23 protein-coding genes and 1 pseudogene are annotated in these 25486 nt (G+C 63.8%); 16 read left to right on the forward strand and 8 right to left on the reverse strand.

Features of this window, described 5'->3' with window-relative positions; genetic code table 11:
- Nucleotides 1–128, reverse strand: a 128-nt coding sequence (locus Q427_RS35520; protein WP_043516291.1) for a CBS domain-containing protein, incomplete at its 3' end; no start/stop codon positions are given.
- 515 nt (nucleotides 129–643) lie between these two features.
- On the opposite strand from Q427_RS35520, the gene Q427_RS17395 reads away from it, so the two are divergent.
- Nucleotides 644–1339 carry an alpha/beta fold hydrolase gene (locus Q427_RS17395; protein ID WP_331280655.1) on the forward strand — a complete coding sequence of 232 codons (696 nt, stop codon included), beginning with the start codon at nucleotides 644–646 and terminating at the stop codon, nucleotides 1337–1339.
- A gap of 104 nt (nucleotides 1340–1443) precedes the next feature.
- On the opposite strand, the gene Q427_RS17400 is transcribed toward Q427_RS17395, so the two are convergent.
- A complete protein-coding gene (locus Q427_RS17400) occupies nucleotides 1444–2535 on the reverse strand; it encodes an acyltransferase family protein (RefSeq protein ID WP_043516293.1) in 1092 nt (363 codons plus the stop codon).
- A gap of 287 nt (nucleotides 2536–2822) precedes the next feature.
- Between Q427_RS17400 and Q427_RS17405 the strand changes: the two genes are divergently transcribed.
- The gene (locus Q427_RS17405) at nucleotides 2823–6377 is read left to right on the forward strand and encodes a S41 family peptidase (protein ID WP_231613762.1); all 3555 of its coding nucleotides are present in this window, start codon (nucleotides 2823–2825) and stop codon (nucleotides 6375–6377) included.
- A 169-nt stretch (nucleotides 6378–6546) separates the two neighbouring features.
- Entirely contained in the window at nucleotides 6547–7698 is a 1152-nt protein-coding gene (locus Q427_RS17410; RefSeq protein WP_155833605.1) for an MFS transporter, read from the forward strand.
- A 16-nt stretch (nucleotides 7699–7714) separates the two neighbouring features.
- Here Q427_RS17410 and Q427_RS17415 read toward each other — a convergent pair whose 3' ends face one another.
- Nucleotides 7715–8947, reverse strand: a complete 1233-nt coding sequence (locus tag Q427_RS17415) for a DUF3422 domain-containing protein (RefSeq protein ID WP_043516300.1) — start codon at nucleotides 8945–8947, stop codon at nucleotides 7715–7717.
- A gap of 138 nt (nucleotides 8948–9085) precedes the next feature.
- The gene (locus Q427_RS17420; protein ID WP_051496488.1) at nucleotides 9086–10003 is read right to left on the reverse strand and encodes an alpha/beta hydrolase; all 918 of its coding nucleotides are present in this window, start codon (nucleotides 10001–10003) and stop codon (nucleotides 9086–9088) included.
- A 173-nt stretch (nucleotides 10004–10176) separates the two neighbouring features.
- Between Q427_RS17420 and Q427_RS17425 the strand changes: the two genes are divergently transcribed.
- Nucleotides 10177–11238 carry an acyltransferase family protein gene (locus Q427_RS17425; protein WP_043516302.1) on the forward strand — a complete coding sequence of 354 codons (1062 nt, stop codon included), beginning with the start codon at nucleotides 10177–10179 and terminating at the stop codon, nucleotides 11236–11238.
- A 45-nt stretch (nucleotides 11239–11283) separates the two neighbouring features.
- Nucleotides 11284–12177 (forward strand): universal stress protein, encoded by an 894-nt coding sequence (locus Q427_RS17430; protein WP_043516304.1) that lies wholly within the window; start codon nucleotides 11284–11286, stop codon nucleotides 12175–12177.
- 15 nt (nucleotides 12178–12192) lie between these two features.
- Here Q427_RS17430 and Q427_RS17435 read toward each other — a convergent pair whose 3' ends face one another.
- Complete coding sequence (locus Q427_RS17435; RefSeq protein WP_043516307.1) at nucleotides 12193–12906, reverse strand: DUF3581 domain-containing protein; 714 nt, start codon at nucleotides 12904–12906, stop codon at nucleotides 12193–12195.
- Nucleotides 12907–13030: 124 nt separating this feature from the next.
- Here Q427_RS17435 and Q427_RS29105 point away from each other — a divergent pair, with 124 nt between their 5' ends.
- From Q427_RS29105 to Q427_RS17475, 10 genes and pseudogenes are all read left to right on the forward strand, one after another.
- Nucleotides 13031–13342 carry a hypothetical protein gene (locus Q427_RS29105; RefSeq protein ID WP_051496489.1) on the forward strand — a complete coding sequence of 104 codons (312 nt, stop codon included), beginning with the start codon at nucleotides 13031–13033 and terminating at the stop codon, nucleotides 13340–13342.
- A gap of 265 nt (nucleotides 13343–13607) precedes the next feature.
- A complete protein-coding gene (locus tag Q427_RS17445) occupies nucleotides 13608–14636 on the forward strand; it encodes a hypothetical protein (protein WP_043516310.1) in 1029 nt (342 codons plus the stop codon).
- Nucleotides 14633–15412 (forward strand): hypothetical protein, encoded by a 780-nt coding sequence (locus Q427_RS17450; RefSeq protein ID WP_155833606.1) that lies wholly within the window; start codon nucleotides 14633–14635, stop codon nucleotides 15410–15412. The genes Q427_RS17445 and Q427_RS17450 overlap by 4 nt, the downstream gene beginning before the upstream one ends.
- 2 nt (nucleotides 15413–15414) lie before the next feature.
- On the forward strand, nucleotides 15415–16476 hold the full coding sequence (locus tag Q427_RS17455; RefSeq protein ID WP_043516314.1) for a hypothetical protein: 1062 nt from the start codon (nucleotides 15415–15417) through the stop codon (nucleotides 16474–16476).
- Between the two features lie 203 nt (nucleotides 16477–16679).
- Complete coding sequence (locus tag Q427_RS17460) at nucleotides 16680–17243, forward strand: hypothetical protein (protein WP_231613763.1); 564 nt, start codon at nucleotides 16680–16682, stop codon at nucleotides 17241–17243.
- Nucleotides 17212–17760 carry a hypothetical protein gene (locus Q427_RS36370; RefSeq protein ID WP_331280652.1) on the forward strand — a complete coding sequence of 183 codons (549 nt, stop codon included), beginning with the start codon at nucleotides 17212–17214 and terminating at the stop codon, nucleotides 17758–17760. Before Q427_RS17460 ends, Q427_RS36370 begins: the two co-directional genes overlap by 32 nt.
- Nucleotides 17761–17837: 77 nt before the next feature.
- A complete protein-coding gene (locus tag Q427_RS36375) occupies nucleotides 17838–18401 on the forward strand; it encodes a hypothetical protein (RefSeq protein ID WP_331280653.1) in 564 nt (187 codons plus the stop codon).
- Between the two features lie 46 nt (nucleotides 18402–18447).
- A pseudogene (locus tag Q427_RS36380) lies at nucleotides 18448–19266 on the forward strand (cache domain-containing protein); the annotation flags it as partial.
- A gap of 425 nt (nucleotides 19267–19691) precedes the next feature.
- Nucleotides 19692–21302 carry a putative bifunctional diguanylate cyclase/phosphodiesterase gene (locus tag Q427_RS36385; RefSeq protein ID WP_331280654.1) on the forward strand — a complete coding sequence of 537 codons (1611 nt, stop codon included), beginning with the start codon at nucleotides 19692–19694 and terminating at the stop codon, nucleotides 21300–21302.
- A 41-nt stretch (nucleotides 21303–21343) separates the two neighbouring features.
- On the forward strand, nucleotides 21344–22198 hold the full coding sequence (locus Q427_RS17475) for a PEP-CTERM/exosortase system-associated acyltransferase (protein WP_081786059.1): 855 nt from the start codon (nucleotides 21344–21346) through the stop codon (nucleotides 22196–22198).
- Here the strand turns inward: Q427_RS17475 and Q427_RS17480 are convergent.
- From Q427_RS17480 to Q427_RS17490, 3 genes are read right to left on the reverse strand one after another with little or no spacing between them, the layout of a single operon-like run.
- Nucleotides 22162–23244 (reverse strand): DUF3541 domain-containing protein, encoded by a 1083-nt coding sequence (locus tag Q427_RS17480; protein ID WP_051496491.1) that lies wholly within the window; start codon nucleotides 23242–23244, stop codon nucleotides 22162–22164. The genes Q427_RS17475 and Q427_RS17480 overlap by 37 nt on opposite strands.
- Nucleotides 23237–23986 carry a trimeric intracellular cation channel family protein gene (locus tag Q427_RS17485; RefSeq protein WP_081786060.1) on the reverse strand — a complete coding sequence of 250 codons (750 nt, stop codon included), beginning with the start codon at nucleotides 23984–23986 and terminating at the stop codon, nucleotides 23237–23239. The genes Q427_RS17480 and Q427_RS17485 overlap by 8 nt, the downstream gene beginning before the upstream one ends.
- Nucleotides 23987–24046: 60 nt before the next feature.
- Nucleotides 24047–24637, reverse strand: a complete 591-nt coding sequence (locus Q427_RS17490; RefSeq protein ID WP_043516316.1) for a helix-turn-helix domain-containing protein — start codon at nucleotides 24635–24637, stop codon at nucleotides 24047–24049.
- Nucleotides 24638–24966: 329 nt separating this feature from the next.
- On the opposite strand from Q427_RS17490, the gene Q427_RS17495 reads away from it, so the two are divergent.
- Nucleotides 24967–25486, forward strand: a 520-nt coding sequence (locus Q427_RS17495; protein WP_043516318.1) for an alcohol dehydrogenase catalytic domain-containing protein, incomplete at its 3' end; no start/stop codon positions are given.

Genomic DNA, 25486 nt, shown 5'->3' on the forward strand with positions numbered 1-25486 from the left:
ATCCTGTCGCCCTCCACCAGGGGCTCGAAACCTGAATTGCTCTTCGACATTCGCTCGGCCACCTCCCGGATGGTGGCATCGGCATCGAGATAATCCGGACGCTTCGTCATGACTTCACGTACTTGCATAATCCTGCTCCCTCTTGTCAGTGGCTATTCAACTACCTTGTTCCATTCCCAATTCCCTTTGTGAATAGCATGCCAGCGAAAGACCTCTCGGTTGTCGCTGCACAGCTTCCTGCTGCTCCTTGAAAGCTAGTGTCTGCGCCGGGCGACTTCAACCGAACATCCATCGCAAGGTTTTGTTTTAAAATGTTTCTTGTTACTCGATGTATCAATAATGGTGCCTTTGTCGCCGACTGCTAGAGTAGAAAGCATCGCTATTTCGGTTCGGTGTCATGAAACCAATCCATCAGCAGCCACACGATCGAAAACCGCCCGACCCAGCCAAGCCCGGCAGTGTGGAAGCCCGAATGCGCCGCCCCTGCGGCCCGGCTGGATACTGCTGCGAGGACTGATCCGCGAGGCACGTCACTGGGAAGGCATGACGAAACGGCTGGCGGTGGCCCTGGATGAGCCGGCACACGCCCTGGACCTGCCCGGCAATGGCCAGCACTGGCGAGAACCCAGCCCGACCCGGGTCGATGGCATGGTCGAGGCGCTACGCGACCAGATCGCCCGGGACGGCATCCCCGGCCCCCATCGTCCTGGCGATTTCCCTGGGTGGCATGGTGGCACTGCGCTGGGCACAGCGTTTTCCCGATGAAGTGGCCTGCCTGGTGCTGATCAACTCGAGCCTGCGCGGCATCGCCCCCTTCCATCAGCGACTGCGCCCCCGTCAGTATCCACGCCTGCTGCAGGCGCTGCTGTTACCGCTCGGCCATGAGCAACGCGAACGCCTGATTCTACGCATGACCACGCGGCTGCAGGACGACTTGCCCGGAGTGGCGCAACGACACGCACGCTGGCAACGCGAAGCCCCCGTGAGCAAGGCCAACCTGATGCGACAGCTTCTGGCCGCCGCGAGGGGGTTCTCTCCGCCACAGGAGCTGCCCGGCTTGCCGGCGCTGGTACTGGCTTCGCGATCCGATCAGATGGTGTCGTGGCGCTGCTCTAAGGCCATGGCAGAACGCTGGGGATGGCCGCTCGAGTTGCACCCGAAGGCTGGCCACGACCTGCCGCTCGACGATCCCGACTGGGTGGTCGAGCGTATTCGTCAATGGTACGGCGCGTCGCTATCAGGCTCGCAGCAGCCAGGAGGCGAGCGCCACCCCCACCAGCCCGATGGCGGCTCCGGGGAAGGCGCCAAGGCCAAGGCTGACCCCCAGGCCGAAGAATAGCGCCCCACCGCCAACGAGAATGGCCGGTGTGCTGGTTGCGTGGGGCACATCCCGCTTGCGATAGCGCTCGAAGGCCACCACGGCGATCATCACCGGCGCTAGCATCAGGCACAGAGCCCGATCCACTCCAGCCGGCCGATCCAGAACCCAGGCTCACCAGGCATGCCGGCGTCGATAGGCCAGCCCAGGCGCACCCCAAGCCAGGTGGCGGGCAGTTCGGCCAGCTTGTGCCAGAGATAGAGCTGTAGCCCCAGGGCACCGAACATCGCCATCCATGACCCCATGTGCTGGCGCTTGAGGAAGTTGCGCACCGGGGTCTCGAAGAGCACGACCAAGCCAACCTGCACCCACATCACACCGAGCAGCGCCAGGGTCGGCGGCAGCAGGTTGGTATCGCCGCCGACGTTGCCGTTGACCATGGAGACGGGATAACCGACCGCCACGGCCAGCCCCAGCCAGGCAAACCCGAGGAGCAGCAGGCCCAGCCCGGTGCGACGACCGAAGAAGCGACCGTGCCACCAGGCGATGCCCAGCTGTTGCGGCAACACCCAGGCCAGGACAATGTTGATCCAGCCGAAATAGTCATGGGTGTCGGTGACCCGTGCGCCGAACGCAAGCAGGTCAGCGGCACCGGTGGGCCGGGCGCGCAGCAGGTCGACCGCGGCAATGAGCAGGATCAGCCCGACGACGGCCTTGAGCCCCCAACGACGGTCGGCCCAGACGCAGAACGGCAGCAGCAGCTGTACCCCAAGCAGGATCAGCAGGAACCAGAGGTGCACGGTCAGCGAGTGGTTAAGCGGCCCAAGGACGCCATCCCTGGTGAAAAAAGCGGTGAGCACGAAACCCGTCAGTACCACCAGGTAGGTGACGGTGGGGCGCGCCAGCCCCAGGGCACGGCCTGCCCACCAGTGCAGGTGTGGCTCGCCTCTCTCCAGGCGTTGCTGTACGCCCTGGGAGCTGACCGCGGCGGAGACGAAAACGAACAGCGGCACCACCTGTACCAGCCAGGTATACAGCCCCGCCGGCGCCCAGGCGTCCAGGATATGGTCGGTGTCCACCAGGATGCCATTCTCGACACGGGGCAAGGTTGCCGCCCAGTGCCCCAGCACCACGATGAGCAGCGCCAGGGCGCGCAGCGCATCCGGGTAGGGATCTCGATCCTCCTTCGCCGCATGCTTGTGCTCTGAGTCGCTCATCCCTCCTCCCGATCCCTGGTCATTCTGTCCCTGCGTTCCATGCGGCTGCTCCACCTGGCCCCGGCCCTCCTGACACTGGCCTCCTGAGCACAGAAATGTCGTATTCACCAGAATGTTAGTTGATAGGGGTACCGCCAACCAAGGAGGCTAAAGCCGCCGGCATTCGAAGGGGCCCGGGTTTGTTGCTACGTTGGTTGGGCATGTTCCAGCGGATGAAAGGCTTGGCGAATGGGTATGTCGCACGACAATGGAAGCATCCTGGGTAGCGCGACGCAGCGAATAGCTTGGTGACGGCGTTGGGAGGGCTACTGGCAGGTGCCCCCGTGGCAGCGGCGGCGGAGGTCGGCCTGCCCCGCTTCCCCTCCATCAGTCCTGACGGCTCGGAGCTCGTCTTCAGTTGGCGTGGCGATCTGTGGCGGGCGCCAACCGATGGCGGTGAAGCCATGCGCCTGACCCGCCACGACCTGGATGATCTCTATTCGAGCTGGAGCCCGGACGGGGAGTGGGTCGTGTTTTCTTCGATGCGCGACGGCTACCTGAACCTGTGGCGCATGCGTCGTGACGGCGGCGAGCTGACCCAGCTCACCCACGGCGACCAGCACCTGCGCAACCCGAGCTATGGCGTCGACGAGGCCGGAGATCCGGTCATCACCTTCTCCGGCATGCTCGAGGCCGACGTCTACCGTGACCAACGGCCCTACCAGCTGCCTCCGGAGGGTGGAGAATATCGTCGATTGCATGATGCCTTCGGCTCCGAGCCGCAGCTTTCTCCCGATGGGCAGCGGGTCGCCTTTACCCGCGGCGGCGCCTACCATGGCTGGAATCGTCGCCACTACCGCGGACCGGACGCCATGAACGTCTGGCTGCACGATCGTGAAACCGATGCCTTCGAAACCCTCACCGAGCGAGATGGGGACGATGGCAGTGCACGCTGGATCGACAACCATACGCTGCTGTTCATGTCCGACCGGGAAGACGAGACGGTCAACCTCTACCGCGTCGAGCTGGGGAACGAGGCGCTGGACTTCGATCGTCTCACCGACTTCGATGAGCGTGACCTGCAGCACTTCGATATTTCCCACGATGGCAGTACCGCCATCCTGCAGGTCTGGGACACCCTTCTCACCCTGGACCTGGAAGCCCCCGACGCCGAGCCTGAACCAGTGACGCTGCGGGCTGCCGCGGACGGTCGAGACGACCATGAGCTGCGCCGGATCAACCGGGACGTCAGCGAGGCGGCCCTCAGTCCCGACGGCCAGACCATGGCCTATATCGCCTACGGCAGGGTCTACGTGCGTCATATGGACGAGCAGAGCCCGACCCGGCCCGTGACGCCGGGCACCCATGCCCGCCACAAGGACATTGCCTGGTCACCCGATGGCCTGGCGCTCTATTTTGTCAACGATGCCGATGGCACCGAGTCGATACACCAGGCACGGGTGGCTCTGACCCGTGACGAAATCCGCCAGACTCACGAACGGCTATCGCCAGATGAGCGGCCCTCTCGCGACTGGGAGCTCACGGCGCCGGCACCCGTGGAACCGGCCATGCCCGCCCCCGAGGAGCCGATCGAGCCGGACCCTGAAGCCAACGATGAACCGGACATTGCGCTGCAAGGAGAAGACCCCGCGGATCCGTTCGCCCCGCAGGATCCGGGCTTTCTGATCACGCCGATCCTGCTGCCGACTCCATCGCCCCCGGTGGATGTACCGGAGCCACTGCAGGATCAACCGATACAGGCCGAAAGCATTCCGGAAGAGGAGCTCGACGTCGAGGCTCCCGAAGAGGTGCCACCGGAACGCGACCCGACCCGCTGGCACGACGCGGTCCAGTTCGATGTCGAGCCGCTGGTGGCAAACGAGCACAATGACCGGCAGGTTTCGCCGTCTCCGGACGGCCGCTCCCTTGCCTTTCGCCGGGGACGCGGCGACCTGATGATAATGGATCTGGAGAGCGAGGATACGAGAACCCTGGTCGAAGGCTGGGACAGTTTTACCCACTGGCGCTGGTCGCCGGACAGCCGCTATATCGCCTTTTCCCGCAACGACCTGAACTTCAGTGCCAACATCTTCATCGTTCCGGCAGACGGCTCGGAAGCGCCGGTCAATATCACCCGGCATCCGCGCAACGATCTCAGCCCTCGATGGTCTGCCGATAGCCGCAAGCTGAGCTTCATTTCCAACCGCTCGGGCGACAGCTACGACCTCTATAGCGTCTACCTCGACCGTGTCATCGAGACCTACACCCCCCGCGAGCGGACCGCCTACTATCGCAATGCCCGCAACGAAGCCGATGACCGTTCCCCGCTGCCGGTCATGCGGAAAGAGACCCAGGAGGCGGATACCGTGGACGAACCGGCCCTCGAGTTGGAAAACGCCTGGCGCAGGGTGGAGCGCATCACCGCTTCCCCTGCGCACAACTCGGCCAACGAGATGACGCCGGGCGGTGACCGCTACGTGTTCAACAAGGGCAGTGAAGGCCTGTATGTCATGGACTGGGACGGCAGCAACCGCACCCGGCTGGGGCCCATCGCCAATGTGCAGCACCTGAGCATCACCGGCGACCGTGTCGTGTATATCAGCGATGGTCGCGTGGGTGTGGCGCGGCTCTCGGGAGGCACCCACCAGCGGCCCGACATCTCCGACCGGATACGCATCGACCTGCAGGAGCAGTCGCTGCAAAAGTTCAACGAAGCGGCACGGATGATCGGCGAGAGCTTCTACCGCGAGGACATGAAGGGGCTGGACTGGCCACAGGTGGTCGAGGATTACGAAACATTGATACGCCGCGCCCGCACCCCCAGTGAGTTCAGCGATATTTCCAACCGCCTGATGGGCGAGCTTGCCGCCTCCCACATGGGGGTATCCAACCCCGGCCCGGTGTCGGCACTGCGCGAACCCTCCGGCCGGCTCGGCATCGAGCAGGAACGCATGGTGTCGCAGGCCGACGGCAGGGCCGGTTATCGCGTGACCGAAGTGATTCCCGAAGGACCGGCCTCCCGCGGCCCCATGCCGCTCCAGGAGGGCGACATCATCACCGAGATCGACCTTCGGCCGTTCGAGGAGAGCGATACCCTGCTGCTGCGGCTGCGTGGCCGCATCGACCAGGAGGTCATCATCACCTTCGACCGCCCCGGTGACAACGGCTATACCGAGTACCGCACCATGCTGGCCCCGATCGGCATGAGCGATCTCGCGCGACTGAAGTACGACCACTTCCGCGAGGAGACACGCCGCCGGGTCGAAGAGCTTTCCGACGGCCGGATCGGGTACCTGCATATCCAGGCCATGAACCAGACCTCGCTGGAGGGCTTCCAGGGGGACCTCTATGCCGCCGCGACCGACAAGGACGGCCTGATCATCGATGTGCGCAACAACGGTGGCGGCCATACCACCGACCGCATCCTGACCTCGATCATGGCGGGCGAGCACGCCTATACGCTTCCCGTCGGGGCGGATCCACAGGCGACCGGCCACTATCCCCAGGACAGGCTGGACGCCCCCCGCTACACCCTGCCGATCAACATGCTGGCCAACGAGAAAAGCTATTCGAATGCCGAGATCCTGGCCCATGCCTTCTCCACCCTGGATCGAGGCAACCTGGTGGGCCAGCAGACCTACGGCGGGGTGATCTCCACCAACAGCCACACCCTGATCGATGGCGCCACCGTCCGTCGCCCCTTCCGGGGCTGGTTTTTACCCGACGGAACCGACATGGAGCACAATGGCGCGATGCCCGATATCCTGGTCGAGCAGACGCCGGAGGATGAGGTCGCCGGCCGCGACCGCCAGTTGGAGCGCGCCGTGGAAGACCTGCTCGCCCAGCTCGATGCGGAGCAGTAATGGCCAGGATCGCGGTGGGCCTGCCGGTCAGGCAGGTCCGCTGCCGTAGTCCCGCTCGAAAGACACAAAAAAATCCACGGCTTGGCAGGAAAAACCCCACGGGCCAAGAGCTCCCTGACCGACGATCGTGCGACAATCGCCCGCTCGCCACAAATGCCATGGAGTGGAGATGCTGGCCCGACAGGACACCCGAGCCACCCTGACCTATTTTGTCGTGCTTGTCGTCATTGGCATGAGCGGCGGGCTGCTGGGTCCGGCACTGCCTCACCTGGCAGAAATGACCGGCTCCGGCATGGGGCAAATCGCCGTGCTGTTCACCGCCAGAGCACTGGGAAACATGCTCGGGTCGGTGGTCTCCGGACTGCTGATCGACCGATTTTCCGGCCACCGGGTATTGATCGTCATGCTCGTGCTGATGGCGATGGGGCTCGCGGCGGTGCCCTTCAGCCAGACACTGGTCACGCTAACGGCGGCCATCTTCGTGCTCGGCTTTGCCGAAGTCTCGCTCAATGCCGGTTCCAACACCCTGCTGCTGTGGACCCATGGTACTGCCTCGGCCCCCTGGATCAGTGCGCTCCACTTCTGCTTCGGGCTCGGCAATATGGTGGTCCCGCTGGTATTGATTGCCGTACTGGCAGTGACAGGACAGTTCGCCTGGGCTTTCTGGCTGGTCGCACTTTTCGGGATGATACTGCTCTGGCCCCTGGCGCGGCAGGCAAGCCCGCGCGCCCTGGTCGAGAAGCGCCACGACAAGCCCGCCAAGGCGCCCCCCGATCCCGGACTGCTGGCGATCTTCATGGTGATGTTCGGACTCTACGTGGGGATGGAGATCACCTTCGCCGGCTGGGCAACCTCCTACGGCACCCTGAGCGGAATGCCGCCTCAGGATGCCGCCATGCTGGTCACCCTGTTCTGGCTGTCGCTGTCCGCCGGCCGCCTGCTGGCGATTCCCCTGCTACGGTTCTTTTCCCCCTGGGTCGTGCTGATCGGCTGCCTGGGACTCGGACTGGCCACGGCCCTCTCGCTGCATGCCGCCTGGCTGCCCCTGCCCCTGATGGCGCTGCTGTTCGGGCTTTCGGCCTCGGCCATCTTTCCCACGCTGTTCGGCCTCAGCAACCAGCTGATCACCATGAGCGGCCGCACCACGGGCCTGATATTCCTGGCGGCAGGCACCGGTGCCCTGGCGGTGCCGTCACTGACCGGCCCCCTTCTGGAGTGGGCCGGCACCCGGGCCTTCCCCCTGCTGCTGGCTGCCCTGATGGGTACCTTGATGCTGGGGCTGGTCATGCTTCATGCCAGGGTCAAGCGTGTGACAGCCTGAGGCTGACCTCGCAGCCTCAGTGCTGCTTGACGCGCCAGATACGCCAGGCCAGCAGTCCGATGATGGCAAGCCCCAGCGGGCCGATGATCGACGCAGCCACGCTGGGCACCACGGGCACCCCGAGGGCCCCGAGGCTCTGCAGGGCCAGCTTGAACAGGCTGAAGAGGTAGTAGCTGATGACGATGATCGACAGCCCCTCCACCGCCTTCTGGATCTTCAGCTGGCTGCTGGCGCGCTCGTTGAGGCTATGCAAGATGCCGGAGTTCTGCTCCTCGATCTCGACCTGGGCACGGGTTCGAAGCAGGTCGTTGAGCCTCGCCACGCTCTCGGCCAGGCTCTGCTGACGCTGATTGATTGCGGCACAGAAGTGCACCGTGGGACGAAAGCGACGCAGGATGAAGGTGCCGAGGCGGGGACACTCCTGTACTCGCGATTCGCGTAGCTCCTCGATGCGGGTAAAGACGATCCGGGCATACGCCTCGGTGGCGCTGAAGCGCTGCCGCGACCGGGCGCCGCTCCGCTCGAGACGGGCCGACAGCAGCGACAGGGCCAACAGCAGAGGCCGTGGATTGGCCTCCTCTTGCTCGGCATTGCGGTCTGAAAGCTCGCCGAGTTCGGTCTCATAACCCTGCAGCTCGGAGCCGAGCTCCTTGGCCAGTGGCAGCGACAGGGAAGCCATCATGCGGTAGGTCTCGATCTCCAGCAGGCGGCGCACCATGCGACCGAGCCGGAAGGCGTTGAGGCCGCGATTGATCAGCAACAGGTGATTCACGCCCGCCTCGGTAAGACGAAAATCGCTCCATACCGTGGCGTCGCCAGCCCCCACCAGGGAGCCGGCCGGGTCGCTGAACCCATAGGACTCCCCCTTGCCACTCCACGCCTCTTCGGCCTCCACCAGTACCAGGGTGGCATTGATCAGGAGGCTCCTGTTGGCCGCGATGATCGAGGCCAGTGGCTCGGGCGGTGCCGGCCACAGGTCGCTGTCGCTACTCCGCGGGACCAGCAGGGTAAGCGTGAAGAATTCGGTATGCCGCTCCCACTTCAGGGTCATGCCTTCGAAGGCAAGAATTTCCTGGGCGGAGCCGGTATCGAGCGCAAGACCCGTTATTTCACCCAGTTGCGCCAGGATGGCATGACAGCCTCCGTCTTCATCCAGAAAGGCGTAGTGGTGGACGTGGGCCGGCTCCGAAAAGTAGATCGAAGGGCGGGCGTGCAGTTCATTGTGCAGGCGTTCTCGCTGTGGGTGCATGTCGGGGCCTGGATAGTTGGTTGTTAACCGAGCCTACGGTTTCGCGGCCGCCAGGCCAACCACGCTCATGCCGTCTCATGCCCGCTTTACTTGGCGCTGCCCCTCGGCAGCGTGGCTCCATGCGGCCTTCTCCGCCGGCTAGCGCAGCTCCCTGCGGCTTTCGGTCGCGCCCTGCTCGGCCAGCCTCTCCAGCGGTACCGGACCCTGCAGGAAATGGAACATCCACCCGAGGGCGCTGGGCAGGCTGGCGCGCCAGACCCGCCAGGTATGCCCGCCACCAAGCACTTCCAGGGGCGCCAGGCCGGGCTGGTGGCTCCTCAGCGCCTGGTGCACCAGCCGGGCGTGGTGCTCCGCGTTGTAGACGTCACGGTTACCGGCACTGAGGTAGAGCGGCACGACGATACCCCGCTCCAGATAGCGCTCGAGATGGGCGGTGTAGTTGCGCCGCTGCCACAGGTCAGCATCGAACTGCCCGTTGCCGTCGAGGAAGGCCGGGTGGCGATGCGCCGAGGAGTTGGCGGGCGGCAGTGGATGGTAGCTGGCCGGGCTCAGGGCTGCGGCTGCACCGAAGAGCTCCGGCCGCTCGAGCGCGAAATTGAGACTGCCATAGCCACCGGCGGAAAGCCCCGCCACACCGCGCCACTCACGCAGTGGAACTACCTGCCATGTCTCCTCCACCCGGGGCAGAAGATCCTCGAAGAAGGCCGTTCGTGCCGCCTCGTTGTAGCCGTCGATCCACCAGCTGTCGCTGCCGGGCATCACGATGACCACCGGCGGAATCTCACCCTGGCGAATCAGGCGATCAGCTGTCTCCTTCAGTCCGCCACGCTCGACCCAGTCGGACTCGCTGCCAAAGGAGCCGTGCAGCAGGTAGAGCACCGGATAGGCTAGATTCGACTCCCGGTAGCCCGCCGGCAGATAGAGGGTATAGGCGTAGTCGCGCTCCAGTACCGCCGAATGAAAGCGGTGGTGGGTCACTTCTCCAGCCAGGGCCGGGGCAGTAGCCAGCAGTAGCCCTAACCCCAGGAATAGCCTCACGGCGTGGCTGATGTTCATGCACGGACTCCCTGTGCCCGGGATCGGATGTAGGAAACACGGTTACCAAACGGGGAATTTCCCCTCGTCCACGCTGTCGACAGCACACCGGCGCAGGGCGTTCCACCTGTGCTGCCCCAACGGAGCTGCTTCAACCGGACAGCGCCCACGACACCAGGGAAGGCCCAAGGACCATGAAGCAAATCGAAGAAATCTATTGGCTGCGCTTCTACGGCTGCCTTGCCGTCTTCGCCTTTCACCTGCTCGATCGATTGAACCAGCACATCGACAATGTCTACGTGGACCTGGCTCGTATCCCCACGGTCCTCGGCACGCCAATCTTCATCTTCATCTCGATCTTCCTGTTCGCGGCCCGCTACGCCAGCCATCCGCCCGACGGTTTTCTCATCAAGCGCCTGCAGTATGTGATGGTGCCCTACCTGGTCTATGGGCTGATCTATTCGACCACCAACTTCTTGAGCTTGCAGCACGACGGCATCGCTATCGGGTTTTGGGAAAACCTGGTCTTCTATCTGGTCTATGCCGGCTGGCACGGCTATTTCCTGATCATCGCCATGCAGTTCTATGCCTTCTACTGGCTTTATGCCCGCTATGGCCTGGAGCGCTGGCTGAAACCCGGCCCCTGGCTGGTGATCGGCAGCCTGGTCGGCATGGCCTACTGGGGACTGACACGACTGTACGGCATCGAACCGCCCGGTTACCTGCTCTGGATCGCCCCCCTGGGCTGGATCTACCTGTTCTTCCTGGCCATGCTGGTGGTGCGCTACTACGCCCAACTGGACCCTCCCCGCCTGGATGAGGTGCCGGTGCTGAAGCGGCTCGCACAGCCACGCTACCTGGCAGCCTTCGTTGGCCTCATCGCCCTGCTGACGCTGCCCGGCTGGCTGGAGTTCTCCTCCAAGGAGACCTGGGTGGTGCCGCTGTTCATCCTGTTCACCCTCAGCGCAGTCACTCATCTTCGCCACCGGCCCGCACCACCGCTGGTCAAGTACATCAACCAGTACTCCTTCGGCATCTATCTGGCCCACCCGATGTTCTTCGCCATGGTGGACGCGGTGAATGACGTCCTGGCCATGCCGCTGTCGGTGTATGTCGTATTGTTGATCGTGGTCGGCCTTGCTGGATCCATCTGGCTGAATCAACTCGCCAACCTCACTCGCTGGGGCGGCATGCTGTTCGGCAAGCGACTCTTCGTTCCGGGCACCCAGCAGACGGCAACGGGTCAATTGCGCTAATCTGGAGCCCTGACTCACTATCTCTGCCTGCAAGGGAGACCTACCATGAGTGAGCGCATTTCGCTCGTGATCGTGCCGGTGGATGGCTCACCCACCGCCGACGCTGCCACACGTCACGCCGCGATGCTGGCCCGCCTGCTGAAAGCATCGCTGCAGTTGCTGCATGTGATGCCGTTGAATCCCCCCGAGCTCAGCGACCTGCCCGCCAACCGACTAGCCGAAGCCGACCGGGACCGCTCACTGCGCCTGGAAGCTGCCAGAAATGCCTTCTCCCGTGCCAGGCAATCCATCGATCCATCGCTTGAGACGGCCGTGGACGAAGTGACCCTGGAGGACGACACCTTCATTCGCCATCCGGCACGCGCCATCGTCGAGCACGCCAGGAGCCAGGAGGCCTGCCTCCTGGTGATAGGCGCCCGTCATCTCAGCGATATGGGCAAGTTCGTGGAGGGCAGCGTCAGCAACGAGGTGGTCCACAAGGCTCCCTGCCCGGTCACGGTGGTACATGCCGAAGCGGCCCCCGAGGATATTCAACGTATCGGTCGAGTGCTGCTGCCGGTGGACGGTTCACGACACAGCGACAGCGCTGCCCTCCTGGCAGGTGATCTGGCACGCAGTGCCGATGCCGCGGTGGAGCTGCTGTTCTGTCGCCCGGGAGGCAAGCCACCGCAGCAGGCTGACGAACCCACCGACGAGGCGGAGCGCATCTTCAACCGCGCGCGCAAGGTGCTGGGCGATGTGCCGGCGGGGATCATCGAGCAGGTGCTGGCCGGCGAACGCTATGCCGAGGCCATCATCCAGCAGGCCCAGCGCCACGAGGACTATCCGGTAATCGTGATGGGCCGCCGTGGACTTGGCACATGGCGGGAAAAGCTGCTCGGAAGCGTCAGCCATCGGGTGATCGACCAGGCGTCGTGCCCGGTGACCGTTGTCGTATGAGCTGGCCGGGGCCTGTCAGGCGCCGGCTTCGTAGGCCGCCTTCAGACGATAGAACTCGGTGACGATGGCGTCCATGGCTGAGGCGTCATAGTCGCACAGCCCGCTGACAACCAGCTTTTTCGAGCCGCTGCCGACCTCGGCCCCACCATCGGTGATGCGGAATTGCAGGGTCACGTCGCCACGCTTGCCGTTCACCTCCATGCTCGAATCCACCAGCTCGAGCGATGGCCGCTGCAGGTCCATTCTTTCCAGCGAGAATCCCATGCTGTCGTAGATCACCAGCGGCCGGCGCGGGTTGAACATGACGCCCTTCTCTTCGAGCAGCGGCTTGAGCACATGGGGAAAGTTCCTGCCCGAGAAAGCCACATAGCAGCGGGTGAAGGCCTCCACCGCAGACTCGTCCCGGGTCGTTTCACCGCTGCGCGTCACATCGAGATAGCGCTTGCCCTCATCATCGCTGACACCGATGTGCCCGCTTTCATCCTCCTCCAGGCGCAGCGTGATTCCATCGCCGACCATGCTGCGGAAACGAAAATCCATTTCCCGCGAAAGGCCAAAGCGGCTCAGGACCAGTGCGAACAGCAGGTCGCCGGGGACGCAGAACCGCCGCGCCTGGGGATCGTGAATGGGGTTGAAGTCGCCGGCAATGCCCTTGGCGAAATCGCTCGCCTGCTGTGCGGTGATGCGAATGCGCGAATCCGTTTGCGTATAGTAAGTATCAAGAAACATATGTGGTCCGACCTGCCTGGATGATGTGCCACAAAAAGTAACGATGATGATGCCATAAAATCCCCGAGCGCGAAGCCACCGGGAGCATGGCACCAATCGACAAGGAGAAGGCAGTCGCCTGACGATGTCCCAGACCAAGGAAAAAATACCCTGTCCCAGCCGGCTAGGTGCCCGGTTCCTGTTCTGGTCTCTCTCCAGCCTTCTGATGCTGCTGGTGTCGGCTCTGGTCGGTACCAATCTCCTGCTCAACAGTGCATGGACCCAGAACTGGATCGACCGCCGCCTGCCCCATTTGACGGTGACCTGGGATACCGGGTGGAGCTTCTGGCCAGGACGGCTGCATCTTCAAGGCCTGACCATCGAACGTCACGCCGCCGAACTGCCTCTCTATCTGGCGGTGGATGAGGCCAACGTGCGTATCGCGGCAGCCGGCTGATCCGCCGGCAACTGACCCTGCCGAAGCTCGACGCCAACGGCATTCGCCTGCTGCGGATAGGAGCCCACCGCCTGCAGGGCGAGGGCCAGCTGCAAGCCGGGGGTCTGGAGCTGGCGGCGCAGCGAGTTGGCGCCGAATCGCTCCGGCTGATACTCGATACCGGCTCCCTATGGCGTAACGACACCCTGCTGGCCGACGACCTGCAACTGGAAACGACGCTGAACGTGGCCCCTTCGACCCCACAACAGGCCTGGACCGGCAGCAGTTGAGCCGGATATCCGGACGTCTTTCCCTGGCCGGGCGCGCCGATGCCTGGGACGTGTTCAACCCCTATCTTCAAGCCACGCCCTGGCTCACGCTGGAAGGCAGCGGAAGCCTCACTGCCGAACTGTCGCTGCGCAGTGGGGAGCTGAGCACGGGGAGCCAAGTGACCCTGGACTCGCCGGAGCTGGCGGTGGAACTCGATGAGGCCGCCCTGCTGGGCGGTGAACGTGACAGCGAAGCTCGGCAACGGATTTCCGGCCGGGGTCTGGCCAGTCTCAAGGTTCATGCCGGTGAGACGTCACCACAACCCCTCCTCGAGGTGACCCTGGAAAATATAATGATGCGCCCCCTCGGATCGGATGAGGAGGCGCCGCTGCTGACCAGCCGGCACTTCACGGTATCGGCCCACCTCGAGAGCGCCGACCTCACCGCGCCACCGGCCCCACCCGACTCGGCACGAATGGGCTGGCAAGGGGCCGAAGTCCCCGACGTGAGCCGCCTGTCGCGCTACCTTCCACCCGGCCTGCCACTGACGCTTCACGCCGGGATGGCACTGCTGGACGCTCGGTTCGAGTATCGAGAGGGCAGACTCGCGGGCCAGGCCGATCTTGACGGTAGCGACATCGCGATGACACTGATGGAGCAGTCTCTCGTCGGCGAGCTGGCACTGGGGATGAACCTTGCCGACCTGGACCCGGTGGCTTCCCGCCTGGATCTCTCGGGCAGCCGGCTGCGGATAGCGGCAACCCGCGAGGGCCTGGCCGGCGAAGCGACTCCCATGGTCACCGAGCTGACCTTTCCCCAGGCCAGCTTCACCACGCGTGAACCGCTAACGACGTGGCATTCGGAGGGCGACCCGGTGGCCCTTGACGGTGCCCTGACCGTGGCTGGGCACGTATCGAACCTGGCTTTTCTGGATGTCTTCCTGGAAGACGCCTTCGGTGGACGCGGCCTGACGCTGGACGGCGCAGGTCGGCTGTTCGCGACCTGCGATTCGAGAACGGCTATCCCGTGGCGGGCGGCAGCATGACCGTCGAGGCCTCGGCCCTGGAGACACGCTTCCTCGACTTTCACGCCGAGGGCCGGGGGCGACTCGCCGCCCGCCTGGTGGAGGCGGCCAATGGGCCGGCCGCCGAACTGCAGCTCGAACTGGAACAGGCGCGGCTGACCCAGGGCGAGAACACACCCCCCCTGCTGGTCGCGCCATCACTGAATCTGACCGCTGAGATCGATACCCTGACGCGGGAACATGCCGCACGCAGCGCCATCCTGCGGCTGACCTGGCCGGAGGCGGCCGTACCCGATGTAGCGGTGCTCGGCCGTCATTTACCTGACTCGTCACCGTTGCGGCTGTTGGGTGGCAGTGCCGCAAGCCAGGGCCAACTGACCTTCGACGCCAGCGGGATACGGGGGGAGGTCACACTGACCGGACAAGACATCCGCACCGGCCTGCTCGACACCGAGGTGCTGGGCACCCTCAGCCTGGAACTGCTGCTACCTCATGCCAGCCTGGACGGGAGCCTGCTCGACCTCTCCGGCTCACGTTTCACCCTCGAGATGGATGACGCCGATGAAGCACAGCGCCTGACGACAAGGCTATTGGCCCGCCAGGCCCGCTTCACCCACCCCTTCGGCGGCGACGGACAGGTTCCCCGCACACAACTGGTGCTGGATGGGAGCGTCGACCGGCTCGGCTTTCTCGACCGCCTGCTGCCCCGTGCCCATGGCCTGACGCTGCGCGGCGCCGGCCAGCTGCAGGCCGACCTCGACCTGATAGGCCATGAGCCCAGCCCGGCAGCCAGGTGAGGGTGGATGCCAACCACCTCGCGGCCACCTTCCTCGACTATAGCGTTGCCGGCAGCGGGCGGCTGGAGGCCTTCGTCGAAGGCGACACGGCCAAGCCCGAAGCACGACTGGCACTCAACCTGCCCCGTCTCTCGCTGGGGCGGCGGGACGGCACGGCCGAGTACCTGAGCGGCCGGCACTTCCGACTCGAAACCACCCTGCCTCGCTTCACCCTCGACCCGGAGTCGATACCGGTGGAAGCCATCACGACCCGAATCGAGCTGCCCATCGCCGAAGTGGCCGATATTTCCGCCTACAGCGACTACCTCCCCCTGGGGGCCGGGCTCGAACTGCTCGGAGGCAACGCCAGCCTGACGGCCGACCTGCAGCTGGAGGGCCTCCATGTCCAGGGAGACATGACGCTCAGGGCGTTCAATAGCGACCTGCGCGTCGGCGAACAGCGACTCCGGGGCGACCTCTCACTCGATACCCGGCTGCGGGAGGGCGATCTCGAGACGCTGACCTTCGATGCCGCCGGCACCCGTCTACGCCTGGACAATGTCATGCATGAAGATGCCGAGGGGCGGAGGGTGCAAGGCTGGTGGGCTCAGCTCGACCTGGAGCGAGGTCGACTGACCTGGCAACAACCCCTGAACCTGTCGGCTCGATTCGGGCTTGCCATGCGTGACTCGGGGCTGCTGGCCAACCTGTTCTTGTCCCGCGCTGGGGAGCGACCAAGACTGGCTCGCCTGCTGACCGTGCCGATGATCAGCGGCCATGCCGATGTCGATCTGTCCGACAACAGGCTCCACGTCAGTGACCTGCGTCTGATCGGACGCAACCTGGAGATCCTGGCCGACCTGCGTCTCATCGATGATATCGCCCGGGGAGAGATGTATGCTCGCTTCGGAGCATTGCGGATAGGCCTTGCCCTGGATGAGGAGGGGCGCAACCTGCAGCTGTTTCGCCCGCGCCGCTGGTACCAGAGCATCGAAGAGGCCCGCTCTGAGATGGATTCCCGCCAACCGCTACCATCGGACTGGCAGCAGGAGATCGAGGAGCCTCCCGCTGCCCCTCCGCGCTAGCACGCTGAAAAATATGCTAACTTGGCCAATCCTGCTGGCTTGCGTTGACGGTACGGACGCCTCGCCTTCGCATCCAAGTGCCGCAAAGCGGCTATTGTGCAGATATGTATCATTGATGTAAGACTATTACATTCGGGGAGCATGACATTGCCGAGGACCGGATTGGGTCCCGGCAAGGGATCGGGGGAGTTCACTATCGATACGTGCAAGATGTCCTGGCCAGTGTCGTCACCTCTGGGGCCGGACACGGGGAGATCATCGTCAAACGAGGCGATGATGACGTCGGCTCGCGCTGTCGCACCGTGCCGCTCGCCCAGCCTCGGGGAAAGTGCCGCGTGGCTGCATTGAAGCGACTCCTTCTGCTGGCCCTGCTGCTGATGCTGGCGCCCGCGACCAGTGCCGACCAGCACCAGGTGGCCCTGATTGCCCACCCGGATGTCAATACCAGCACATTGACCCGCGATAACATGCGCGCCATCTTCGCCATGCGCCAGCGCACCTGGCCCGATGGACAGGCCGTGAGGGTCTTCGTCCTGCCCAACAACCACGCCGTGCACGGGCGCTTCACCAAGGAACGCCTGGCCGTCTATCCCCACCAGCTGCAGCTGGCCTGGGACCGCATGGTCTTTTCGGGTACCGGGCAAGCACCCAATAGAGTCAGCAGTCAAACCGAGATGCTGGAGCGCATCGCGACCACGCCCGGCGCCCTTGGGTATCTGGAAAGGGAGTATCTGGATGATCGAGTCCAAGTTATTTCGATGGAGTAGCCGCTGCTCTCCGCTGTTGGCTGCACTAGCGCTCGGGGCGCCGGTCGCTGCTGCGGAGGAGGGTCCATTAGATACATTGCAGATGCATGGGTTTCTCAGCCAGGCGCTGGTCATCACCGACAGGAATGATTTCTTCGGCCCCAGCAGCAGCGGTTCCGGCAGTCTCAAATTTACCGAGATCGGGGCCAATGCCTCGCTCCGACCCCATCAGGACTTCCTGGTCGCGGCTCAGGTGCTGAGCCGTCGTGCCGGAGGTGATGGCAGCGACGCACGACCGGTACTCGACTATGGGATCATCGACTATCAGTTGCACTCCAGCCAGCAGCGCACCCTGGCATCCAGGCCGGTCGTTTCAAGAATCCGTTCGGCTTCTACAACCAGACGCGGGATGTCGCCTTTACGCGGCCCAGCATCCTGCTGCCACAGTCGATCTATTTCGATCGCACCCGCTCACTGGGACTGTCTGCCGATGGAGGCAACGTCTATGCCGAGGAGCGCCTGGAGAACGGCACGCTGAGATTCAAGGCCGGCATCGGCACGCCGACGACCCGGGGCCTGGAAGACCAGCTATTCGCCCCCGGCCTGGGGGTTCAGGTGGATGGCAGTACCTCCTACATCGGCCAGGTCCTGTATGAGCACGGCAACGGCCAATTCACCGCCGCCCTGAGTGCCGCCGATGTCAATCTCGACCTCTCCTCCGGTTTCGGGGATGGCGAGTTGAACTTTCAACCCTGGATTCTCTCCGTGCAATACGACCAGGAAAAATGGGCCTTGACGGGTGAGTACGCCATACGCAATGTCTCCCTTTCCGGCGACATACGCCAATCCGATACCACCGGCGAAAGTTGGTATGTGCAATATACACGCCGCTTCCACCCCGACTGGCAGTGGCTGATACGCTACGACAGTCTTGCGATCGATCGCAGCGACCGCTCGGGCAGCGCCTATCAGGCCCAGGGCCTGGGCCCGGCCCACGCCCGTTACGCCGATGACATCACCATGGGGTTGAAGTGGAGTGTCACACCGAAATTGCTACTGGCAGCCGAATACCATCATATCGACGGCACCGGCTGGCTACCGCTGCAGGACAATCCGGACCCTTCCGAGACTAAACGCCGTTGGAACATGCTGCTGTTCCAGCTTTCGCTCCGCTTCTGATCCGCCATAATCGTTCCTTCTCAACCTCGGCGAGGGATAGGCTTGCATGAGCGCATCGAGATCCCAGGGAATACGCCATCGACTCAGCCTCACATGGCGAGTCATCGCCCTGAGCAGCCTGCTGCTGTTGGCGTTGGTGGTGCTGTTTACCTGGCTTGGCCATGCCAATCTGACCCGCCAGTTCGAGGAGAGCCGCGAAGAGCACAATGCCCGGCAGGCCCGGGAGATCCAGCTGGCACTCCAGCGTTCCGAAGATGGCCTGCAGCAGCTGGCGGCCCTGACGGCCGCTTCGCCCGAGCTCGGGCCCGCGATCCAGAACGGCGACGCCGAGGCCCTGTTTCTTTCCCTCTCGTCGCAATGGCCGACCCTCCAGCTCGAAGCGGGCATCGACGAGATCCTCGTCTTCAATGCCGAAGGCAACCTCCTGGCCGAGTGGGGCCAGGGCCAGGCCGACAACGAGCGACCGATCCAGGCCTGGGTCGATCAGGTGATGTCCACCGAGTTCCCCCTCTCTGCGCTGCGCTGCGCCACTGACTGCCGTCAATATGCCGCCGTGCCGATCCTGGTTGCCGGAGAGAGCGTAGGCATGGTCATGCTGTCACGCTCGCTGGCGGATGTGACCCGAGAGGTCCAGCAGGTGTCGGGCAGCGATGTCGCCCTGCTGATCACCGGCTCACCGGAACCCGTGTCGATGCCGGAGCGGTACCTGACGAGCTGGAATGGCAACCTGATCGCCATGACACGCCAGGAAGCCTATCTCCGCCTTCTGGAAACGGTGGCCGAACAGACCTCCCTCAATGAGCTGCTGCGGTCTCCCCTGCGCCTGCATCACCAGGGGCACGATATCGAAGTCGCTGCCCTCCATATGGCGTCGGATGAAGATCGTCGCAGTAGCGGGTATTTCCTGCTCGCTTCCGACATCACGCCACAGATGCAGGCCATCAATCAGGACACCCGAACCCTTCTCATGGCTGGCATCAGCGGCTGGCTCGCTGCCGAGCTCCTCCTGCTCGCCATCCTGTTGCGCCCCATGGCGCGCCTGCGCCGTCTCGCCGGCGTGTTGCCGGCGCTGGCCCATGGTGGCTTTAGCCAAGCCCGCCGCGCAATTCCCATACCACGCCGACGCTTACCCGATGAGATCGACGTGCTGGAAGGCACCGCCCTTGAACTTTCCAACCAGCTGGAAACCTGGAACGGGAGGTGGGCGCCCGGGGCACTCAACTGGCCGAGCGCGTCGCGGAACTTGCCCGGGAGCGCGACTTCGTCAGTAGCCTGCTGGATACGGCACGGGTGTTTATCATTATCCAGGATGAGCATGGCCGTATCAGCCTGGTCAATGACTATGCCCTCACGGTCATGGAGACACAGGAAGAGAAACTGCTGGGCCGGCTGTTCGATGATGTCTTCCCCGCTCGGGATACCGCCAGCATCGGTGGCGACGCCAGCCTCGGTGACAGCACGAGCCAGGAGGAGCGCTGCCTGCGCACGACGGAAGGTCGTCAGCGCACCATTGCCTGGTACCATGCCCCGCTGCCGATACCCTTGGAGGGAGGGCCTTCGCGCATCTCGGTCGGTCTCGATATCACCGAGCGCAAGATAGCGGAAGCTCGCCTGACCTGGCTTGCCGAGCGGGATCCGTTGACCGAGCTCTACAATCGCCGCTATTTCCATGAGGCGCTGGCCCTCGCCATGCAGCGCGGTCGGCAAGGGGCCGTGCTACTGCTCGACCTCGACCAGTTCAAGGACGTCAACGAGCTCAGCGGCCACCCTACCGGCGACCGCCTGCTGCGCATGGTGGCTGACACCCTGTTCCAGGAGTTCGGCCATCGCGGCGTGATCGCGCGTCTGGGAGGTGATGAATTTGCCCTGCTGCTGGAGGGAGCCGATGCCGGACAGGCCATGTACGTGGCCAAGCAGATCATCCCCCTGCTCGAGAATACCGGTCTTGACGCCGGCGGCCAGCGGCACCGAGCCGCCGCCAGCCTGGGCATCGCCCTCTATCCGGACCATGGCAACAACGCCGCCGACATGATGGCCAGCGCCGATCTTGCCATGTACAAGGCCAAGGAGGGGGGTATACAGCGCTGGCATCTGCTCTCTACCGTCGAGACGGCCAAGGATGAGCTCCAGGAGCGTGTCTACTGGGTGGAGAGAATACGCCAGGCCATTGAAGAGGATGGCTTCGAATTGATGGTGCAGCCCATCGTCCGGCTGAACGACAGGAACGTCCGTCATTACGAGGTCCTGCTACGCATGCGCGGCCCCAAGGGCTCTCTGATTGCTCCGCTGCACTTCATTCCCGTCGCCGAACGCAGTGGCCAGATCGTCCAGCTCGACCGCTGGGTACTCCGCCACAGCCTGCAGGCACTGAAACACGTTCAGGACAAGGGCATCAGCCTGGCGGTGAACCTCTCGGGGCAGACCCTGCACGACGATGGACTCAAGCAGTTCCTTGTGGAAGAGCTGTCCGCCAGCGGGGCCGACCCGAACTACCTGATCCTGGAGATCACCGAGACCGCGGCGGTCACCGATTTCTCAACGGCGCGTGGCGTACTTCAGTCCATACGCGATCTTGGCTGTCGTACCGCCCTCGATGACTTCGGTGTCGGCTTCAGCAGCTTCCACTATCTCGGCGAACTGCCGGTGGACTTCATCAAGATCGACGGCGCCTTCATCCGCAGCCTGCTGACCAACCCCGACAGCCGGGTCATTGTCAGGGCCATCGCCGATATTTGCGCCGGCTTCAGCAAGCAGGCCATCGCCGAGTTCGTGGATCAGGAAGCCCTGGTGCCATTGCTTGAATCCTATGGCATCACCTACGGCCAGGGTTACCACCTTGGCCGTCCTGTGCTACTGACTGACGTCATCCCGGAAGCCTTGGGAAACATCAACAGGGCCTGAACAGCCAATGGAAGCTCAACAGGAAAGGATGCCAGTGAGACATGACCAATGACACAGCAAGAAGGGCGCAGCGCCTTGACAGGAAAAGCCCATTGGCGGCCTTTGCCAAGCAGTTCCGGTTCTCGATTGCCAATGACAAGGAGTCCCGCTATCGAGCCTACGCCCTGCGCCACAAGGTATTCCGCCAGGAGCTGAACTACGACCTGGGTGTCAATGCCGACATCCCGTTCGAGACCGACGCCCACGACGAGCATGCCATCCTCTGCCTGCTCAACCATATCCCCAGTGGGGTCGATACCGGTTGCCTGAGGGTGGTGCTGATTCCCGGCAACGCGACACCCCCACTCGACACGCTTCCACTCGAGCGAAGCTGCGGACACAGCCTGGACCACCCACGGTTGCATCCCAATCTCTTCCCTCGTACCACGATCTGCGAAGTGTCCCGCCTCGCCGTCCACCCCGCCTTTCGCAGGAGCAAGGAGTGCGTCCTCGGCTTGAACGAGCACGATATACAGCAGCTCTCGGGCCATGACGTCAAACCCTTCTCACCGCTGCTGGGGCTGAGCCTGTTCCTCGCCGCGACTGCCATTGTCGGCCTGTCAGAAAGACGCCATGTGTTCGCCATGATGGAACCACGCTTCTCGCGCCTGCTGAAGATGTCAGGCCTGGCCTTTCACAAGGCGGGCCGTGTGATCGACTACTGCGGGCCGAGAGCCGCCTATTATATCGACCAGCACCAGGCCGAACGGGACATGCACGAGACCCTGCGTCCTTTGTACCGACATATCATGACCGAATTGACACCCCAGCTTGCCGAAGCCCCCGCACAAAGACTGATCGCGCCCCCCTCCCACCCCGATCAAAGCCCCATCAGCGATAGATCAGGCCCGGGATAGAGCCTGCCCGGCCAGCGCAGCACCATGATCGCCAGCACGTTGCGATGCTCTCCCCGCGCCAGGTCGGTCGAACCCGCGGTGGAAGGAATGATGCCGGCCTGGGGGTCGATGGCCGCCACCAGGGAGTCGCGTATCCTGCCAACGGCTGGGTGCACTTCCTGCCCGGCCAGCAGGAAGCTCAGCGCCACTTCGGCCTGGATGTCCTTCGTGGCATGGGCCAGGATCCTGTCGATGTCCTCGGCGAAGGACTCGAGTACCCAGGCATACTCCTGCGGATCCACCCAGCGTTGATAGTACCGGCTCGAAGCGATCACCAAGTGGGTCATGCCGTAGAGCTTGTTGTGGTACTCCGCCTCGCCAAGTCCAGCGGCACTGCCGCCGGGATATTGGCGACGAAAGGCCGCCACCACTTCGTCACGCAGGTCGGCAATGCCGAGCTGATGGAGGAAGTGGACCTGGTTGGCCACCTGGGCAGCGTAGATGGCCATGACATCGGCATCGGTCAGGAAGTACTCCCACGCCACGCCGGTCAGGTAGTCGAGGGCCCGCTGATGGCCTTCTATTGCCGACGCGCCCAGCAGGCCGTAGTAGTCGGCCTGTACCAGGCGAAAGAGCAGTTGTCGGGCAAAGGCAATCTCCCCCCACTCGGCCAGCATGGCCCTTCGGGCTCGCTGCTTTGCGGTGCGTTGCGGATAGCCCTCGACGATCTGGCGGCTGCGAACGGTGGCATGATCGGGGTCGGCCAGCCCTTCGATATCCTCCCGCAGCTGTTGCACCAGAAGCCGGCCGTGCTCATGGGCGATCACCCGATACCGGGGCTCCCCGGTGATGCGATAGAGCCGCTGGGCATAGTGTCGCCGCTTGGCCATGGAAAGCTGGGGCAGCGCTTCTTCATAGACCGCCTGGATCGCCAGGCCCGCCTCGCGATGGCGCTCCCGCTCGGACTCAGCCGGCGCGGCGGCGCAACCCACCAGCAGCAGAAGCAGGAGTAGCCATGCATACCAGAAAGCGGACCGGGGCCAGGGGGAATGGCGCCGATCACTCATGTCTGTTCCCACCTTCACGCCGGTCGCGCTTCTGGCGAATCATCCTGACCCTTGCCTTGGTTCGAGCCGAGGGCGATGGCGCCTCGCCGCGCCCTGCTTCGTCGTTGGCCGATGCCGGGGGCGCTATCTCCACCCAGGCGAACACCGGGAGCGAAAGCCGCCAGTAGATGGCCGCCAGCCGCAAGCCCAGCGTCGCCGTCAACGCCAGGGAGATGGTCAACACCCAGGGAGCCTCGAGCGCATGGAGCACGACATAGGTAATGCCGCCGGCAATGGATGCCGTTGCATAGACCTCCTGGCGCAGCACCATGGGCACCCGGCGCGCCAGGACATCGCGCACCATGCCCCCGGCCACACCCGTCAACAGCCCCATCAGCACCGCCACCGCACCGGGCGTATCGAGTTGCAGGGCCTTGTGGGTGCCGATGGCGGTAAACAGCGCCAGGCCGAAGGCGTCGGCCACCGGCAGGAAGATTCGTGACAGACGGTGAATATAATGGAAGCCGATGATCGACACCCCGACGGTGGCCAGGATCACCCAGAGATAGGTGGGGTCCGCCACCCAGAAGACCGGGCGTACGCCCAGCACCAGGTCACGCAGGGTGCCGCCGCCTATGCCGGTCACCGCCGCCAGCACCAGCATGCCGAAGGGATCCATTCGCGAGCGACAGGCGAGTATCACGCCCGACAGTGCGAAGACGATCACCCCCGCCATGTCCAGCCAGTAGACCATGCTCGTCAACGCTTGCCTCCTTGCCTGCCCAAGGGTGCGCCGGAAGCGCGACGCCGCAGGATCGTCATCTTACTGATAGGTCACGACCAGGAAGCCCACCAGCTCCTCATCGCCGCTGTTCTCGATGGTGTGCTCCAGGTCGGCATGGTAGTGCGCCGAGTCGCCGGGGCTCAGTACACAATGATTGTCGCCGGCCTGTACCCGGGCCTTCCCCTGGGTAATGGTCAGCAGTTCGCGGGTGCCCTCGAAGTGGGGCGCGCTGTGCAGGCGCGCCCGGGGAGCGATGCGAATCTCGTAGAACTCCACGTTCTTTTCCAGGTGCAGGGGCGACAAGGTGCGAATCCGGCACTCCTGGTCGTCGCGGAAGAGCTGGCTGGTGTCGTCGCTGCGCACCAGCTCGATGCGGGAGGCCGCCCAGGGCTGGTCCACCAGCTCGCCGATATTCAATCCGAACGCCTGGGCGATACGCAGCGTCACCGCCAGGGTGGGGTTGGCCCGGCCCCGCTCGATCTGGCTGAGCATCGAGCGGCTGACCCCCGAAGCCGCCGCGAGCTGCTCAAGGGTCAGGTTGCGCTTCTTGCGCAGCTCAATGACGCGGCTCGAGAGTACCTGACTGCCCGCTTCACCCTGGGGCTCGGCTTCCGTCGTTCTGTCGTTCAACACCACTCTCCTCTATGCCGATACCTATGACCGCTACCTGTCACTGCTACCTTCAATACTACCTGCCACTGATATCTCTCACTGAGATCCATGGGCGCAACGCAGAGCCAAAACATGATCCATCATAAGGGAATTTAATCTTGCATGATGGAAATATTCTGCGATACTGGATTTTCATCCCTTATAGTAAACGCCCTGGTTTGAATTGCCAGCTCACTCGCTCAATGGCATCACGTTCGTTACCGTTGAAGAACTTCATCACGCCCCAGAGCCGCATTTCCACAAGCCACTCACCGACAAGCCATCACCAACAAACAAAAGGTAGAGACATGAAAGCACTGGTCAAGAAAGAGGCCGCACCGGGCCTCTGGCTGGAAGACGTACCGGACCCCGAGATCGGTATCAACGACGTCCTGATCAAGGTGAAGCGTACCGCCATCTGCGGTACCGACATGCATATCTACAAATGGGACAGCTGGGCCCAGAAGACCATACCCACCCCCATGGTCGTGGGCCACGAATTTGTCGGCGAAATCGTCGAGGTCGGCTCCAATGTGAATGACTTCAAGCCGGGCCAGATCGTTTCCGGAGAGGGGCATGTGGTCTGCGGGCGATGCCGCAACTGCCTGGCCGGGCGCCGCCATCTGTGTGCCCATACCAGTGGCGTCGGGGTCAACCGTCCCGGCGCCTTCGCCGAGTACGTGGCCCTGCCCATGTCCAACGTGTGGGAGCACAAGGCCGGCATCGACCTTGACGTTGCCGCTCTGTTCGATCCGCTGGGCAACGCCGTGCACACTGCACTGCAGTTCGACCTGCTGGGCGAGGACATCCTGATTACCGGTGCGGCCC

The organism is Halomonas sp. BC04, from assembly GCF_000568385.1.